This window comes from Citricoccus sp. (assembly GCF_032154715.1).
In the GTDB taxonomy this organism is placed as follows: domain Bacteria; phylum Actinomycetota; class Actinomycetes; order Actinomycetales; family Micrococcaceae; genus Citricoccus.
Genome location: NZ_JALDXU010000068.1, coordinates 1 through 17,411, shown reverse-complemented (window position 1 = coordinate 17,411; position 17,411 = coordinate 1). Strand labels below are relative to the sequence as shown.

Sequence of the window (17,411 nt, the reverse complement as noted above, 5' to 3'; positions counted from 1 at the left end):
CTGCGGGACGGCGGCCCGGCCGCCGTCGGGACCCTGGCGGCCGAGCTGGCCACGGGCACCCTGAAGAACGTCCGAGGAGACGCCTGATGGACGCGCTGATCACAGCTGCCATCCCCGCACCGATCTGGGACGGCTTCGAGATCGGCCCCCTGACGATCCACGCCTATGCGCTGTGCATCGTGGCCGGCATGATCGCGGGCCTCTGGCTCGCCTCGCGGCGTTGGAAGGCCCGTGGCGGTCCCGAGGGCAACATCATCGACGTCTCCATCTGGGCCATCATCTTCGGCCTGATCGGCGCCCGCCTCTACCACGTGGTCTCGTCCCCGGATGCCTATTTCGGTCCGAACTTCGACGGCACGGGTGACCTGACCAAGATCTGGCGGGTCTGGGAGGGCGGCCTCGGGATCTGGGGCGCCGTCGCCCTGGGCGCCGTGGGCGCCTGGATCGCCTGCCGCCGCTACGGTTTCAAGATCTCGGCCTATGCCGACGTGGTGGCGCCGGGCGTGCTGCTCGCCCAGGCCATCGGCCGGCTCGGCAATTACTTCAACCAGGAACTCTTCGGCGGCCCCACCACGGCGCCGTGGGGCCTGCAGGTGTCCGCCGACCATCCGAACTTTCCCGCCGGTGCCCTCGAGGGCACCCTCTTCCACCCCACGTTCGCCTACGAGATGCTGTGGAATCTGGTGGGGGTGGCCCTGCTGCTGCTGATCGATCGCAGGCTGCGCCTGCGCCGGGGCATGATGCTCTGGTCCTACGTCGCCTGGTACACGGCCGGCCGCACCTGGATCGAGATGCTCCGGATCGATGACGCGGAGATGATCACGCTCTTCGGCACCACCCAGCGCCTGAACGTGTGGACCTCACTGCTGATGCTGCTGATCGCCATCGGATTCCTCATCTACCTGGGGCTCACCCGGCCGAAGAGCGCCGAGGGGAAGGCCGAGGCCGATTCGGTGTGGCGTGCTGGCCGGGAACCGGTCGAGGACTCCGAGACAGAGACCGCCAACTCGATCGATTCCACGACCGAGTCCACGACCGGGACTGATACCGTGACCGAGTCCCCGACAGCTGCTGGAGCCTCAGATCCGGTCGACCCAGCCATCGATGGCGCGAAAGTTAACGCAGCCGAAACAAAAAAAGTGGCCGATTCGACCGAAAAATGAGATGGAGGGCCTCGCGCCTCGGTAGTATCGACTCCACTGCATTGACGTGAGGTGAAGCGGACGAAATCGCGTGTTCATCTCTCGACGTAGGGGCCGAAGATGTCCCCTTCCACCGCAGCAGAAGCCCTGCGCAACGGAAGGACTCTCATGACATTGCGCCGCGACGACCAGCACGCCCGCCCTCCTCAGGGCCAGCCCGCCGAGGCCGGACACCCTGTTCAGGCCGCCACGTCAGCGCCGGCCGAACGGTCGCTGCCGGAGGACTCAGTCCAGGACTCGTTGGCCCGGGACCCGAAGAACCCCTTCAACCGGTTCTCCGCGATCCCCGCCGAGCAGGGTCTCTACCGGCCCGACGCGGAGACGGACAACTGCGGCCTGGCGGTCATCTCCACCCTGCGCGGCACCCCCGGACACGACATCGTGCAGCACGCCCTCGTGGCACTGCGCAATCTCGAACACCGCGGCGGCGTCGGCGGGGATGACGGCACCGGCGACGGTGCCGGACTGCTGCTGCAGATCCCGGACGCCTTCTTCCGCGAGGTCGTCGACTTCGAGCTGCCGGAGTCCGGGAACTATGCCGCCGGCACGGCGTTCCTGCCGCAGGACGACGCCGAACGACGTGAGTGTGTGGACGGCATCCAGGACCGCGCCACCGACGAAGGCCTCGTGGTCCTGGGTTGGCGCGACGTCCCGGTGGACACCGAGGTGCTCGGTGCCTCCGCCCGAGCGGTCATGCCCCACTTCTCCCAGCTGTTCCTCGCCCTGGACCCGTCGGTGGGCACCACGGCCGGCGACTCGCTGGACGCCCGCGTCTTCCGCGTCCGCAAGCGCACCCAGAACAAGTTCGGGGTCTACTTCCCCTCCCTGTCCACGCAGACGATCGTCTACAAGGGGATGCTGTCCACCGCCCAGCTCGAGCCGTTCTATCCCGATCTCTCGGACGAGCGCTTCGCCACCTCCCTGGCCGTGGTGCACTCGCGCTTCTCCACCAACACGTTCCCGTCCTGGCCGCTGGCCCAGCCGTTCCGGGCCATTGCCCACAATGGCGAGATCAACACGGTCAAGGGCAACCGGAACTGGATGCGCGCCCGTCAGTCCCAGCTGGCCTCCTCGGTGCTCGGCGAGGAACCGGAGAAGCTGTATCCGATCTGCACCCCGGGTGCCTCGGACTCCGCCAATTTCGACGAGGTCGCCGAGCTGTTGATGCTCGCCGGCCGGCCCCTGAGCCACGTGGTCATGATGATGATCCCGGAGGCCTGGGAGAACCACGAGTCCATGGACTCGGACCGCCGCGCGTTCTACGAGTACCACTCGATGCTCATGGAGCCCTGGGACGGCCCCGCCGCCGTGGCCTTCACCGACGGCCGCCAGGTCGGCGCCGTGCTGGACCGCAACGGCCTGCGTCCCGCCCGCTACTGGGTCACCGACGACGGGCTCGTGGTGCTGGCCTCCGAGGTCGGCGTGCTGCCGCTCGAGCCCTCCCGGATCGTCCGCAAGGGCCGCGTTGCACCGGGCCGGATGTTCCTCGTGGACACCGACGAGGGCCGCATCATCGAGGACAACGAGGTCAAGGCCGAGGTGGCCTCGGCCAACCCGTGGCGTGAGTGGGTCCGCGAGAACCTCATCGACCTGACCGACCTGCCCGAGCGTGAGCACGTCAACTACTCGTCCACCTCCGTGGCACACCGTCAGCGGACCTTCGGCTACACCACCGAGGAATTGCGCCTGCTGATCGGCCCCATGGCGGAGAAGGGTGCGGAGCCCCTGGGCGCCATGGGCACGGACACCCCCATCGCGGTGCTCTCGAAGCGGCCCCGGCTGCTGTTCGACTACTTCACGCAGTCCTTCGCGCAGGTCACCAACCCGCCGTTGGACTCCATCCGCGAGGAGCTGGTCACCTCCATGCGGACCTCGATCGGCCCGGACGGCAACCTGCTGTCCACCGACCGGGTGCGCACCAACCACGTGAACCTCGAATTCCCGGTGATCGACAACGACCAGCTGGCCAAGATCGCGAACCTGCGGTCCGAGGCCCGTGAACAGTCCGGCGGGGCGTCCGGAGTCCAGTCCGGCGCCAAGGTGGCCCTGAAAGTCCGTGGCCTGTACCGGGTCGACGGCGGCTCGGCCGGCCTGCGCGACCGGCTCACGGAGATCTGTGAGCAGGTCTCGGCCGCGGTGAACCGGGGCGTGCAGTACATCGTGCTCTCCGACCGCGATTCGAACGCCCAGTGGGCTCCCATCCCGTCCCTGCTGCTGCTCTCCGCCGTGCACCACCACCTGTTGTCCTCGGCCAACCGCACCCGCGCCTCGCTGCTCGTCGAGGCCGGGGACGTCCGCGAGGTCCACCACGTGGCCGTGCTCATCGGCTACGGTGCCTCGGCGGTGAACCCGTACCTGGCCATGGAGTCCGCGGAGGACCTGGTCCGCACCGGGGCCATCACCGGCGTGACCCGCGCCCAGGCTGTCGCGAATCTCATCAAGGCGCTCGGCAAGGGCGTGCAGAAGATCATGTCCAAGATGGGCATCTCCACCGTGGCGTCCTACTGCGGAGCCCAGACCTTCGAGGCCATCGGATTGTCACGGCCCCTCGTGGACCGGTACTTCGCCGGCACGCACACCCCCATGGGAGGGGTCGGGCTGGGTGTCATCGCGGCCGAGAACGAGCAGCGCCACTGGGCGGCCTACCCGCCGGACGGCAACGACATCGATCCCTACCGGGAGCTGGAGACCGGGGGCGAGTACCAGTGGCGCCGGGACGGGCCACCGCACCTGTTCAACCCGGAGACCGTGTTCCGGCTCCAGCACGCCACCCGGACCCGCCAGTACGGCATCTTCAAGGACTACACCCAGCGCGTGGACGAGCAGGCCCGGGACCTGATGACCCTGCGCGGGCTGCTGACCCTGAAGACCGGGGTGCGCCAGCCGGTCCCGCTGGACGAGGTCGAGCCCGTCTCGGAGATCGTCAAGCGCTTTTCCACGGGCGCCATGAGCTACGGCTCGATCTCCCAGGAGGCCCACGAGACCCTCGCGATCGCCATGAACCGGCTGGGCGGCAAGTCCAACACCGGCGAGGGCGGCGAGGACCCGGAGCGCCTGCTGGATCCGGAACGCCGCTCGGCCATCAAGCAGATCGCCTCCGGCCGCTTCGGCGTGACCAGCCTCTACCTGGCCACCGCGGACGACCTGCAGATCAAGATGGCGCAGGGGGCCAAGCCCGGTGAGGGCGGCCAGCTCATGGGCACCAAGGTGTACCCCTGGGTGGCCTCCACGCGCCACTCCACGCCCGGCGTCTCCCTGGTCTCGCCGCCGCCGCACCATGACATCTACTCGATCGAGGATCTCGCCGAGCTCATCTATGACCTGAAGCGGTCCAACCCGGCGGCGCGCGTGCACGTCAAGCTCGTCTCGGAGTCCGGGGTGGGCACCGTGGCGGCAGGAGTGACCAAGGCCAAGGCCGACGTCGTGCTGATCTCCGGGCACGACGGCGGCACCGGCGCCTCGCCGCTGAACTCGCTCAAGCACGCGGGAGCCCCGTGGGAGCTGGGTCTCGCCGAGGCCCAGCAGACCCTCATGCTCAACGGTCTGCGGGACCGGGTGGTGGTCCAGGTGGACGGCCAGCTCAAGACGGGCCGGGACGTGGTCATCGCCGCGCTGCTCGGTGCCGAGGAGTTCGGCTTCGCCACCGCGCCCCTGGTGGTCTCCGGCTGCATCATGATGCGCGTCTGCCATCTGGACACCTGTCCGGTGGGCGTGGCCACCCAGAACCCCGAGCTGCGGTCCCGGTTCACCGGCCAGCCCGAGTTCGTGGTCACCTTCTTCGAGTTCATCGCCCAGGAGGTCCGTGAGTACCTGGCCGAGCTCGGCTTCCGGTCCATCGACGAGGCCATCGGTCACATCGACGTCCTGGACCGGGATGCGACCCGGAACCACTGGAAGACCGAGGACCTGGATCTCAGCGGCATCCTGGCCGGATACGATCCGGCCGACCCGGCCAAGGCACGTCAGCTGTCCAACAGCCACGGGCAGAACCACGAGCTGGACCAGCACTTCGACAACGACCTCATCACCCTGGCCGAGCCCGCCATCGCCAAGGGCACCCCGATCGAGGTCAGCAAGCGGATCGTCAACACGGACCGGGCCGCCGGCACCATGCTCGGCTACCACGTCACCAAGGCGCGGCTGCTGGACGAGCTGCCGGCGGACACCATCACCGTGAACCTCACGGGTGAGGCCGGTCAGTCCCTGGGCGCCTTCCTGCCGGCCGGGATCACGCTCCGGCTGCAGGGCGACGCCAACGACTACGTGGCCAAGGGCCTCTCCGGCGGGCGCATCGTCGTACGCCCGGACGCCTCGGCCGGATTCGCGGCGGAGGACAACGTGGTGGCGGGCAACGTCATCGGTTACGGCGCCACCTCCGGCGAGGTCTTCCTGCGCGGACGCGTGGGGGAGCGGTTCCTAGTCCGCAACTCCGGGGCCACCGCCGTGGTCGAGGGAATCGGTGACCATGGCTGCGAGTACATGACCGGGGGACGCGCGCTCATCCTCGGCCGGACCGGCCGCAACTTCGGGGCCGGCATGTCCGGTGGCACCGCCTGGGTCCTGGACCTGGACGAGACCACCCTGAATCCGCTGGCGGTGGAGCAGCACGACCTGCTGCTGCTCGAGCCGCGTGCGGAGGACCGGGAGGCCATCATCGGCCTGCTGGAGCGCCATCGTGCGGAGACCGGCTCGCCGGTGGCCGCCCACCTGCTCTCTGACCTGGAGGCAGATCCGGAGGCGGTGATGTCACGGTTCACCACCGTGCTGCCGGCCACCTACGACGCCGTGCTGAAGACGCGCGCGGCCGTCATCGACGAAGGACTAGACCCGGACGGCGATGCCGCCTGGGGTCGGATTGTGGAGGCTACCCGTGGCTGATCCCCGTGGATTCCTGAACACCCGTGAGCGGCAGGACCGGCCGTCCCGGCCGGTGCCCGTGCGCATCCTGGACTTCAAGGACGTCTATGTCCGCCAGGACGAGGCCGTCATCCGGACCCAGGCCGGGCGCTGCATGGACTGCGGCGTGCCGTTCTGCCACCAGGGCTGCCCCCTGGGGAACCTCATCCCCGAGTGGAACGACCTGGTCCGCCGGGGCCGGTGGGAGGAGGCCGCCGCGCGGCTGCACGCCACCAACAACTTCCCCGAGGTCACCGGCCGCATCTGCCCGGCACCCTGCGAGTCGTCCTGCGTGCTGGGCATCAACCAGCCCGCCGTGACGATCAAGCAGACCGAGGTGGCCATCGCGGACGCCGCCTTCGACCACGACTGGCTGGACCCCGTGGTCCCGCAGCGGCTCAACGGCCACACCGTGGCCGTCGTCGGCTCCGGCCCCACCGGGCTGGCCGCCGCCCAGCAGCTGACGCGGGCCGGCTTCACCGTGGCCGTCTACGAGCGGGACGGGAGGATCGGAGGCTTGCTGCGGTACGGGATCCCGGACTTCAAGATGGAGAAGGACATCCTGGACCGCCGGATCGAGCAGATGGAGGCCGAGGGGACGCGTTTCCGCACCAACGTGGCCATCGGCACGGACATGACGTGGGCCGAGCTGCGGTCGCGCTACGACGCCGTCATCATGGCCACCGGAGCGCCCGTGCCGCGTGATCTGCCCGTGCAGGGCCGGCAGCTGGACGGCGTGCACTTCGCCATGGATTACCTGGTCCAGTCCAACCGCGCGGTGAACGGAGAACTGGACGAGGCGGAGGCGGCAGCCCAGATCCGGGCCGACGGCAAGCACGTGGTGGTTCTCGGCGGCGGCGACACCGGCGCCGACTGCATCGGCACGGCCCACCGCCACGGGGCCACGTCCGTGACCACCCTGGCCATCGGCAAGGAACTGCCCGCGGAACGTCCGGACGACCAGCCGTGGCCGACCGTGCCGCGGGTCTACGAGGTGACCTCCGCGGACGCCGAGGGCGGCACGCGCGAGTACCTGGCCTCCACGGTCGAGTTCCTCGGCGAGGTGGGCGCCGACGGCGTGGAGCGGGTCCGGGCCGTGCGCGTGGCCGAGACCGAGTACCTGCCGGACGGCCGTCGCGTGCCCAAGCCCGGCACCGAACGGGAGATCCCCGCGGACCTGGTGCTCCTGGCACTGGGTTTCACCGGGGTGGAGGACGCCGGACTGACCTCCGGAGAGGGCCACGCCGGCGTCGTGCTCGAACGCGGACTGGTCAAGCGGGACCACCGCTACGAGACCGACACCCCAGGGGTCTTCGTGGCCGGAGATGCCGGGCGCGGTGCCTCACTCGTGGTGTGGGCCATCGCCGAGGGCCGGGCCTGCGCGAAGGCCGTGGACGAGTCACTCGAGACCTGGACCCGGCTGCCGTCCCCGGTGGAGCCGACCGACCGTGCCATGTCGGTCTGACGGCGGTCTGACGGTGGACCGGAGGTGACCACACAGCTGTTCACCTCAACGTCGGTTCGGCTGGTTAGGCTGGGAACATGAGACACGCGAAGATCGTCGCCACGTTCGGCCCGGCCAACGAGGGATACCAGAACACCAAGGACCTGATCGCCGCGGGGGTCGACGTCGCGCGCATGAACATGAGCCACGGCAGCTGGGACGTCCACGAGCAGACCTATGCGGACATCCGGAAGGCCGCCCGGGACCTCGACCGTCCCGTGGCGGTCTTCGCGGATTTGCAGGGACCCAAGATCCGGCTCGGACGGTTCGCCGATGGACCGCACGAGCTGAGGGTGGGTGACCGGTTCACCATCACCACGGAGGAGATCGAGGGTACCGCGGAGCGCTGCGGCACCACCTTCAAGGGGCTGCCCGCGGACGTCCGTCCCGGGGACGCCCTGCTGATCGACGACGGCAAGGTCGCCCTGCGCGCCGTGGAGGTGACCGGGACCGACGTCGTGACCGAGGTGGTGGTCCCGGGCACGGTGTCCAACAACAAGGGCATCAACCTGCCCGGCGTGGCGGTGACCGTCCCCGCCCTGTCCGAGAAGGACGAGGACGACCTGCGCTGGGCCCTGGACCTGGGCGTGGACATGATCGCCCTGTCCTTCGTCCGCTCCGCGGAGGACATCCAGCGGGTGCACGAGATCATGGACGAGAAGGGCCGCCGGGTCCCCGTGATCGCCAAGATCGAGAAGCCGCAGGCCGTGGAGGCGCTGCACGGGATCGTGGACGCGTTCGACGCCATCATGGTGGCCCGCGGTGATCTCGGCGTGGAGCTGCCGCTCGAGGACGTCCCGCTGGTGCAGAAGAGGGCGATCGAGCTGGCCCGTCGCTGGGCCAAGCCCGTCATCGTGGCCACCCAGGTGCTGGAGTCCATGATCGACAGCCCCCGGCCCACTCGCGCCGAGGCCTCCGACTGCGCCAATGCCGTGCTGGACGGGGCCGACGCCGTCATGCTCTCGGGGGAGACCTCGGTGGGCAAGTACCCCGTGGCTACCGTCGAGACGATGGCACGGATCATCGAGTCCACGGAGACCCATGGACTGGACCGGATCCGCCCGCTCGGCTCCCGGCCGAAGACCCGCGGCGGGGCCATCACCCGGGCCGCCGTGGAGATCGCGGACCAGCTGGATGTCCGCTACCTGGCCGCCTTCACCCAGTCGGGCGACTCCGCCCGGAGGCTCTCCCGGCTGCGACCCCAGCAGATGATCTACGCGTTCACGCACGTGGAGCACACGCACAACATTCTGTGCCTGTCCTGGGGCGTGCTGCCGAAGATGGTGCCCTTCGCGGACTCCACGGACGAGATGACGGCGCAGGTGGACCGTTCCCTGCTGCAGGAGGGCATCGCCGGGGTCAACGACCTGGTGGTCATCGCCGCCGGGTCCCCTCCCGGCCTCGTCGGCTCCACCAACATCGTCAAGGTCCACCGCATCGGGGACCTGGACGACTCCGGGGGACTCGTGGAGGGTTACCCGCAGCGGAACGCCGAGCGGGTCGGGATGTGGCCGGCGCGTTCGCCCGTGTGAGGTCCGGGAGGCACAGCGTGTGACTGCGCGCGCGGGGTCAGCCCATCTGGTCAATGACCGTCTGGGCGACCTCGCGCATGCTCAGCCGCCGGTCCATCGAGCTCTTCTGAATCCACCGGAAGGCTTCCGGTTCGGTCAGGTTGAGGGTGGTCGTCAACAGCGACTTGGCGCGGTCGACGAGCTTGCGGGTGGCGAACTGCTCGGCGAGGTCGGAAACCTCCTCCTCGAGAGCCCGGAGCTCGTCGAAGCGGGCCACCGCCAACTCGATCGCGGGCACGAGGTCGTTCTCATTGAACGGCTTGACCACGTAGGCCATGGCCCCGGCCTCGCGGGCCCGCTCCACCAGCTCCCGCTGGCTGAAGGCGGTCAGGAGGACCACGGGGGCGACCTTGGCCTGGGCGATGTGCTCGGCGGCGGTGATGCCATCCATCACGGGCATCTTGACGTCCATCAGGACCACGTCCGGCTCCAGCTCAGTGGCCAGCTCCAGGGCCTTCTGGCCGTTGTCCGCCTCGCCGACCACCTCATAGCCCTGCCCGGTGAGGATCTCCACGATGTCCACCCGGATGAGCGTCTCGTCCTCGGCGACGACGACGCGCAGTCTCACGGGTTCCGCCTCGGGGCGGCTGGTCGATTCGCTCTGCTCGGTCGGCATGAAGACTCCTTGCGCTCGGTCAACGAACAGCGTATCGGTTCGACGCCGGGCCACGACGCACAGCCTGATCATGACGTGTATCCTTGGAGGGTTGTCAGGCCGGCTCCGGTTGGCATCACCCTGGCAGTTGGCAAGCCCGAATGGCGGAATTGGCAGACGCGCCGCACTCAAAATGCGGTATCGAAAGATGTGTGGGTTCAAGTCCCACTTCGGGCACCACCGGCCCCGATCCCTCGCAGTGCAGGGGATCGGGGCCATTTTCATGCGGTCAGGCGGCCGGACCTCAGAGCCGGTGTTGGTCCGGATCACGGTGTCTGGGTGGTCAGTCCATCGTGGATCCGGAGCAGGAGACGGCACTGGTTCCGGTCTGGGTGGTGACGGATTCGCCGTTGACGATGATCTCGCACGTGAGTTCCTGGTCTTCGGCCAGGGGATCACCGGTGACGGTGAGGCTGGCGGCGTCGAAGCCGGTCACTGCGGCGGACTCGGTCCACTGGCCTTCGAAGTCGGCAGTGGACTGGCCTTCGATGGTGCCGTAGGAGACTGAGGCGGCGCCGGTGGAGACGGTGGCCTTGTACTCGATGGAGTGCTCCGTGTTCATCTGCTGGTCGACTTCGTTGATGAAGGCACCTGCGATCACAGTGGCAATGATGCTGACGATGATGGCGACGACGCCGAGGATGAGGCCGGTGATGGCCATGCCTTTGGCACGATTCTTTAGGACGAGGCCGATGGTGCCCAGGATGGCGGCTGCGACCCCGATGATGATCCCGACAATGGGAATCAGGGATAGCAGGATGGCGATGATGCCGACGACGAGTGCGGCGATGCCGACGCCGTTGGTGCGCTTTGCCGGCGGCATGGGCTGCGCGGGGGGCATGGGGGCGGTGGGTTGTTCGTAACTCAAGTGGGTTCCCTCTTCTCCTGGTGCGAGCTCTGACGATGACGGGTCAGTGCTGTTCTTGGCTTCCTACGCCGAGATCGTCGACGTACTTATCGGTGCGGTCAGCCGTGCTTTTCATCATCAGCGGCAAACCACGATGTGGATGAGTGCAGCAGGCTATGGGCCGCGGGGACCAGTCTCATCCCGTCCCCGTCCAGCCGCACCTCAGCGCCGGCTCGGATCCAGGATCATGTTCGTGATCTTGGCCGTGGACAGGCGTTTGCCGTGCTCATCGGTCATGACGATCTCATGCGTGGTCAGCGTCCCGCCCAGGTGGATCGGCGTGCAGGTGCCCGTGACCAGGCCGCTCGTGGCACCGCGGTGATGGGTGGCACTGATCTCGATCCCGACCACCGGATTCCTCCCGCCCGTGTGCAGCACGGCGCCGATCGACCCGAGGGTCTCGGCCAGGACCAGGTGGGCGCCGCCGTGCAACAGCCCAGCGTTCTGCTCGTTGCCCGCCACTGGCATGGTGGCCACCATGCGCTCCACCGTCATCTCCTGGAAGATGATGCCCATCTTCGCCGCCAGGGGGCTGATGCCCAGCACGCCCAGCTGGTGGTGGAGCTCCTCCGGGATGCCGGAGTCGAACATCATCCGCCGGCGCTCCTCGGGACTGAGCTCAGGGGTGACACCCGGCACGAAGGCATGCTCGGCCAGCGTCGTGTCCGGTGATGTGGCCGATGGGGTGGCCGAAGACGTGTCGGCGGCTGCTGTCTGGGCGTCGTTCATGACCATTAGGCTGGCACCCGTGACTGATTCGAGCAATCCCGTTCCTGATTCCGCCGTCCCCGCCGCGCCGCCGGCCGCCGACCAGCGCCTGCTGGTCATCGATGGCCACTCCATGGCCTTCCGGGCCTTCTACGCGTTGCCGGTGGACAACTTCGCCACGGACACCGGTCAGCACACCAACGCCGTTTATGGCTTCACCACCATGCTGCTGACCATGATCCGCCAGCAGAAGCCCACGCACGTGGCGGTGGCGTTCGATCTGGACACCCCCACGTTCCGCTCGGAGGAGTACACGGAGTACAAAGCGGGCCGCTCGAAGACGCCCGAGGAGTTCCACGGGCAGATCAACCTGATCGTCAAGGTCATGGAGGCCATGAACATCCCCACCGTCTCGGTGGACGGGTTCGAGGCGGATGACATCGTGGCGACCTTCGCCGCGCAGGCCGAGGCCGCCGGCTGGGACACCCGCGTGGTTTCGGGGGACCGGGACGCCTTCCAGCTCATCACGGAGAAGACGACGGTGCTCTACCCGAAGAAGGGCGTCTCGGACATCCCGCCGATGGACGCCACCGCCATCATCGAGAAGTACGGCGTGCCCCCGGAGCGCTACCCGGACCTGGCCGCCCTCGTCGGCGAGACGGCGGACAACCTGCCGGGCGTCCCGGGTGTCGGCCCGAAGACCGCGGCCAAGTGGATCAGCCTCTACGGCACCGTCGAGGACGTGCTCGAGCACGCCGAGGAGATCAAGGGCAAGGCCGGTCAGTCCCTCCGGGACCACGCGGACGACGTCCGGCGCAACCGCCGCCTGAACCACTTGCTGCGGGACATGGAGCTGCCTGTGGCTCTCGAGGCCACCGAACTCACCCACCCGGACCACGAGCAGGTCGAGGAGCTCTTCGACGCGCTCCAGTTCAACACCGTCCGCCAGCGTCTCTTCGACACCCTGGCGGAGCGACTCGGGGGAGAGCCGGAGACGGCCCCGGCCGAGGCCACCCCGGAGTTCACGGTCCTGACCCCGGATGGCGCCGGTGCGGCCGCGCTGGAGTCCTTCCTCTCCGAGCACGCCGCCAACCTGATGGGTGTGCACGTGGTCCTGGACGGCCCGGCCATCCTGCCCAAACGCAAGATCCCGGCCCCCGGGGACTACGGCGTCGCGATCGGCGCCGCCCTGGTGGCGGAGGTTGGCGGCGGTGCCGGCACTGCGGGCGCGAACACTGCGCCGGCCGAGAAGGCCGCCGTCTATGTTGACCTCCAGCTCCCCGCAGGGAGCGCCTCCGCTGAGGACGCCACGCCCGACGCCGGCCCCGGCCCGGTGCTCGCGGCCTACCTTGCGCAGGCGGGCCACCCGAAGGCGATCTACGATCTCAAGGCCGTCGCCAAGTCGCTCTCCGCGACCGGGCACCGGACGGCACTCGGGACGGACCTGGTGCTGGCCGGCGTCGTGGATGATGTCCTGCTCTCCGCCTACCTGATCCAGCCGGACCGCCGCGGCTACGGCCTGGACGCGCTGGTGCAGACCTACCTGCAGTCCACCCTGGAGATGGAGGACGATCCGACCCAGGCCGGGGACCAGCTCGAACTGGACCTGGAGAGCGCCGTCGATGCCGGGGCCTCCTCGGAGGAGGCCGTCCTCCGGGCCCGCGCTGCCGCCGCCGTCCGGGCCGGCTGGATGGTGCACCGGCTCTCGGAGGTCTTCTCGCCGGCCCTGATCGAGCGTGGCGCCCAGCAGCTGCTGCTGGACCTGGAGATCCCGCTGGCCGAGGTCATGGTGAACATGGAGCTGGCCGGCATCGCCGTGGACCGGTCGGTCCTGGACGGGCTGTTCGCCGACTTCACGGAGCGCATGGAGGCCGCCCAAGAGTCGGCGTGGGCCTCGGTCTCGGAGGTGACCGGCGGGGAGAAGGTCAACCTCGGCTCCCCGAAACAGCTGCAGGCCCTGCTGTTCGAGAAGCTGGACATGCCGAAGACCCGCAAGACCAAGACGGGCTACTCCACGGACGTCGAGTCCCTCAACGATCTGCTGAATCAGACCCAGCACCCCTTCCTCGAGAACCTGATGCTCCACCGGGATGCCACGAAGCTGCGGCAGACGGTGGAGGGGCTGCGGGACACCGTGGCCGAGGATGGCCGCATCCACACCACCTATTCGCAGACGGCCGCCGCCACCGGGCGGCTCTCCAGCCTGCACCCGAACCTGCAGAACATCCCGGTGCGCACCGAGGCCGGCCGGAAGATCCGCGACGTCTTTGTGGTGGGGGAAGGCTACGGGACCCTGCTGACCGCGGACTACTCCCAGATCGAGATGCGGATCATGGCCCACCTCTCCGAGGATGAGGCCCTGATCCAGGCCTTCCGGGACGGCGAGGACCTGCACCGGTTCGTCGGGGCACAGGTGTTCGGCGTGGATCCGGCAGAGGTCTCCGGTGAGATGCGGGCCAAGGTCAAAGCCATGAGCTACGGCCTCGCCTATGGGTTGAGCTCCTTCGGGCTGTCCAAGCAGCTGCAGATCCCGGTGGACGAGGCACGGGGACTGATGAAGGGCTACTTCGACCGCTTCGGTGCCGTGCGCGACTACCTGAAGGACGTGGTGGGACAGGCCCGCCAGGACGGGTACACGGCCACGATCAAGGGACGGCGCCGCTACCTTCCGGACCTCAACAGTGACAACCGCCAGTTGAGGGACATGGCCGAGCGGGCCGCCCTCAACGCCCCGATCCAGGGCTCCGCCGCGGACATCATCAAGCAGGCCATGTTGGACGTGCAGCTGGCCATCAACGAGCAGGGCCTGCGGTCCCGAATGCTGCTGCAGGTGCATGACGAGCTCATCCTGGAGGTTCCGGACGACGAGCTGGAGGCGGCCACCACCCTGCTGGAGGACAAGATGGGGCATGCCGCGCAGCTCTCGGTCCCGCTGGACGTGAACGTGGGAGTGGGGCGAAGCTGGCATGATGCGGCCCACTGAGGAGTTCACCGCTGGGATCCTGCCCGGCCTGGACCTCCACCGCTTCCACTGCTCCGGGCGGCCTGCCGCGGAGGACCCCCGCGGTGCCCGCATGATCGGCGCGGTCGAGCGGAATTTCTATGAGGAAGTCCCCACCGGGGACGCGCTGGATCAGATCCTGGACCTGTACGGACAGGACCGGCGCACCTACGTGGGCGTCTATGAGGCCGGGGCGGAACCGGAGACCACGGAGCCCGTCGGCACCTTCGCGTCCTTCAGCAAGTACCTCCAGACCGGGTCCGGCCGGGAGATCGAGGGCTTCCTCATCTCGGACGTGACCGTCCGCTCCACCCACCGCCGTCGGGGCATCCTGCGCGCCATGATGCGGGCCGAGCTGGACCGCGCCGCGGCGTCCGGGATTCCCGTGGCGGCGCTGAGCGCCTCGGAGGCCACGATCTACCGGCGGTTCGGGTTCGGGGTGGCCACCACCCGGCGCACGGTGGAGGTGGACACCGGCGGTGAGGTCGCCCTTGCCGGGCCGGTGTCCGGATCCCTGCGGATGATGGAGCCGAGAGACCTGCGGGACCTGGGGCCGGCCCTCTACGACCGTGCACACCGCCAGAGCCCCGGAGCCGTGGGACGCGCGGCCGCCTACTCGGTGACCGAGACGGACACCTGGCGGTCCAAGAACGACGGCAAGGGCACCGGGGTGCTCGTGGCCGTGCATCACGACGGCGACGGCACGCCGCGCGGGTACGTCACCTACACGTTCACCGGCTGGGACCAGAAGGTCCCGACGGTCAAGATCGGGGTGCTCGTGGCGAGCACGGCGGCGAGCTTCCGGGCGATCTGGGATTACCTCGTCCACCTGGATCTGATCCGGAAGGTCGAGTGGGGCTTCGCCTCGGACGACCGTCTGCTGGAGAACCTGCTGGTGGACCCGCGCCGGGTCAAGACCACCGCTCACGCGGACCAGCTGTGGCTGCGAATCCTCGACGTCGCGGCGTGCCTGACGGGGCGGCCGTATCACCGGGACGGCGAACTGGTCCTGGAGGTCACAGACCCGCTCGGCCACGCCGCCGGGATGTGGCGGCTGACCGTGCAGAGTGGCACGGCCGTCGTCGAGGAGAGGGGCGAGGCGTTCGACGATCCGGACCTTACCCTGGACGTCGCCGAACTCTCCAGCGTGTACCTGGGCGGGGTGTCCGCGGAGGTGCTGCGGCAGGCCGGGAGGATCACCGAACACCGGCCCGGCGCAGCCGCGGAACTGACCGCCCTGCTGGCCCAGGACCGGCCGGTCTTCTGCATGACGGGCTTCTGACGGACTGCCTTTGACCCAGACTTGCCAATGTCGTTAGACTGAACGAGCACTTTCTGTGCGCTACCAATATTCATATCAACCCACTATCCGGGTTGTCGCGTTCCCTTCGTGTGTCCGCGTCGCCCGGCCGAGTGAACAATCCACATCGGAGCCCCTACTACATGACCATTACCTCCACCGCCCCGCAGGTTGCCATCAATGACATTGGCACTGCTGAGGACTTCCTCGCCGCCGTTGACGCCACCATCAAGTACTTCAACGACGGCGACCTGGTCGAAGGCACCGTCGTCAAGGTCGACCGCGACGAAGTGCTGCTCGACATCGGTTACAAGACCGAAGGCGTCATCCCGTCCCGGGAACTTTCCATCAAGCATGACGTGGACCCGGATGAAGTTGTTGCCGTCGGCGACAGCGTGGAGGCCCTCGTCCTCACCAAGGAGGACAAGGAAGGCCGCCTGATCCTCTCCAAGAAGCGTGCTCAGTACGAGCGTGCCTGGGGCTCCATCGAGAAGATCAAGGAAGAGGACGGCGTCGTCACCGGCACCGTCATCGAGGTCGTCAAGGGCGGTCTCATCGTGGACATCGGCCTGCGCGGCTTCCTGCCCGCCTCCCTGGTCGAGATGCGCCGCGTCCGCGACCTGGCCCCGTACATCGGCCAGGAGCTGGAAGCCAAGATCATCGAGCTGGACAAGAACCGCAACAACGTGGTCCTGTCCCGCCGTGCGTGGCTCGAGCAGACCCAGTCCGAGGTCCGCTCCAACTTCCTGCACAAGCTGGAGAAGGGCCAGGTCCGCACCGGCACCGTCTCCTCGATCGTCAACTTCGGCGCCTTCGTGGACCTGGGCGGCGTCGACGGCCTGGTGCACGTCTCCGAGCTGTCCTGGAAGCACATCGACCACCCGTCCGAGGTCGTCGAGGTCGGCCAGGAAGTCACCGTCGAGGTGCTCGAGGTGGACATGGACCGCGAGCGTGTCTCCCTGTCCCTGAAGGCCACCCAGGAAGATCCCTGGCAGCTCTTCGCCCGCACCCACGCCCTCGGCCAGGTCGTGCCGGGCAAGGTCACCAAGCTGGTTCCGTTCGGTGCGTTCGTGCGCGTCGAGGACGGCATCGAGGGCCTGGTGCACATCTCCGAGCTGGCCTCCCGCCACATCGACACCGCCGAGCAGGTCGTGTCCGTCAACGACGAGCTGTTCGTCAAGGTCATCGACATCGACCTCGAGCGTCGCCGCATCTCGCTGTCCCTCAAGCAGGCCAACGAGGGCGTCGATCCGGAGGGTACCGAGTTCGACCCGGCGCTCTACGGCATGGCTGCCGAGTACGACGAGGAGGGCAACTACAAGTACCCCGAGGGCTTCGATCCCGAGACCAACGAATGGCTCGAGGGCTTCGAGACCCAGCGCGCCGCTTGGGAGCAGCAGTACGCTGACGCCCAGGCCCGCTGGGAGGCCCACAAGGAGCAGGTGGCCCGCCACCTCAACGAGGATGCCGAGGTCGCGGCCGACGTCGAGTCCGGCGCCGCCTCCTACTCCTCCGACGACAACGAGCAGGTGGCCGATCAGGGCACCCTGGCCTCCGATGAGGCCCTCGCCGCCCTGCGCGAGAAGCTCACCGGCAACTGATCCACTGATAAGTCTCCGGTCGGCCACTGGCTGACCCGCCGACCAGACAGGCCCCCCCCCCCCCCG

General features: G+C 68.4%; 10 protein-coding genes and 1 tRNA gene. 8 read left to right on the top strand and 3 right to left on the bottom strand.

The genetic code is table 11. The annotated features are described in order from the left end of the window. Positions 1 to 86: 86 nt before the first annotated feature. The 4 genes from lgt (at position 87) to pyk (ending at position 9,134) form a co-directional block, all read left to right on the top strand. Positions 87 to 1,163, top strand: coding sequence for a prolipoprotein diacylglyceryl transferase (gene lgt / locus RUH65_RS11410; RefSeq protein ID WP_313817549.1), 1,077 nt, complete (start codon positions 87 to 89; stop codon positions 1,161 to 1,163). A gap of 252 nt (positions 1,164 to 1,415) precedes the next feature. Then, positions 1,416 to 6,080, top strand: a complete 4,665-nt coding sequence (gene gltB, locus RUH65_RS11405) for a glutamate synthase large subunit (protein WP_396180107.1) — start codon at positions 1,416 to 1,418, stop codon at positions 6,078 to 6,080. Continuing rightward, a complete protein-coding gene (locus tag RUH65_RS11400) occupies positions 6,073 to 7,563 on the top strand; it encodes a glutamate synthase subunit beta (protein ID WP_313817547.1) in 1,491 nt (496 codons plus the stop codon). The genes gltB and RUH65_RS11400 overlap by 8 nt, the downstream gene beginning before the upstream one ends. Positions 7,564 to 7,640: 77 nt before the next feature. Further along, the gene (gene pyk, locus RUH65_RS11395; protein ID WP_313817546.1) at positions 7,641 to 9,134 is read left to right on the top strand and encodes a pyruvate kinase; all 1,494 of its coding nucleotides are present in this window, start codon (positions 7,641 to 7,643) and stop codon (positions 9,132 to 9,134) included. 37 nt (positions 9,135 to 9,171) lie between these two features. Here the strand turns inward: pyk and RUH65_RS11390 are convergent, their stop codons facing one another. Next, the gene (locus RUH65_RS11390) at positions 9,172 to 9,789 is read right to left on the bottom strand and encodes a response regulator (protein ID WP_313817544.1); all 618 of its coding nucleotides are present in this window, start codon (positions 9,787 to 9,789) and stop codon (positions 9,172 to 9,174) included. A 134-nt stretch (positions 9,790 to 9,923) separates the two neighbouring features. Between RUH65_RS11390 and RUH65_RS11385 the strand changes: the two genes are divergently transcribed. Then, positions 9,924 to 10,008: transfer RNA gene (locus RUH65_RS11385), tRNA-Leu, on the top strand. Between the two features lie 103 nt (positions 10,009 to 10,111). Here the strand turns inward: RUH65_RS11385 and RUH65_RS11380 are convergent. Further along, positions 10,112 to 10,696 (bottom strand): hypothetical protein, encoded by a 585-nt coding sequence (locus RUH65_RS11380; protein WP_313817542.1) that lies wholly within the window; start codon positions 10,694 to 10,696, stop codon positions 10,112 to 10,114. 201 nt (positions 10,697 to 10,897) lie between these two features. Next, on the bottom strand, positions 10,898 to 11,470 hold the full coding sequence (locus RUH65_RS11375; RefSeq protein WP_396180105.1) for a hotdog fold thioesterase: 573 nt from the start codon (positions 11,468 to 11,470) through the stop codon (positions 10,898 to 10,900). 106 nt (positions 11,471 to 11,576) lie between these two features. Here RUH65_RS11375 and polA point away from each other — a divergent pair, with 106 nt between their 5' ends. The 3 genes from polA to rpsA all read left to right on the top strand — a co-directional run bounded on the left by polA (position 11,577) and on the right by rpsA (position 17,345). Next, complete coding sequence (gene polA / locus RUH65_RS11370) at positions 11,577 to 14,426, top strand: DNA polymerase I (protein WP_396180103.1); 2,850 nt, start codon at positions 11,577 to 11,579, stop codon at positions 14,424 to 14,426. Further along, positions 14,410 to 15,726 (top strand): GNAT family N-acetyltransferase, encoded by a 1,317-nt coding sequence (locus tag RUH65_RS11365; RefSeq protein WP_313817540.1) that lies wholly within the window; start codon positions 14,410 to 14,412, stop codon positions 15,724 to 15,726. The genes polA and RUH65_RS11365 overlap by 17 nt, the downstream gene beginning before the upstream one ends. Positions 15,727 to 15,887: 161 nt before the next feature. Then, on the top strand, positions 15,888 to 17,345 hold the full coding sequence (rpsA, locus tag RUH65_RS11360; protein WP_313817539.1) for a 30S ribosomal protein S1: 1,458 nt from the start codon (positions 15,888 to 15,890) through the stop codon (positions 17,343 to 17,345). Positions 17,346 to 17,411: the final 66 nt, after the last annotated feature.

Bases quoted from the DNA above. Each gene is read 5' to 3' on its own strand.
- pyk (WP_313817546.1), top strand. From the start codon at position 7,641: ATGAGACACGCGAAGATCGTCGCCACGTTCGGCCCGGCCAACGAGGGA.
- RUH65_RS11365 (WP_313817540.1), top strand. From the start codon at position 14,410: ATGATGCGGCCCACTGAGGAGTTCACCGCTGGGATCCTGCCCGGCCTG.
- RUH65_RS11375 (WP_396180105.1), bottom strand. From the start codon at position 11,470: ATGGTCATGAACGACGCCCAGACAGCAGCCGCCGACACGTCTTCGGCC.
- lgt (WP_313817549.1), top strand. From the start codon at position 87: ATGGACGCGCTGATCACAGCTGCCATCCCCGCACCGATCTGGGACGGC.
- rpsA (WP_313817539.1), top strand. From the start codon at position 15,888: ATGACCATTACCTCCACCGCCCCGCAGGTTGCCATCAATGACATTGGC.
- polA (WP_396180103.1), top strand. From the start codon at position 11,577: ATGGCCTTCCGGGCCTTCTACGCGTTGCCGGTGGACAACTTCGCCACG.
- RUH65_RS11390 (WP_313817544.1), bottom strand. From the start codon at position 9,789: ATGCCGACCGAGCAGAGCGAATCGACCAGCCGCCCCGAGGCGGAACCC.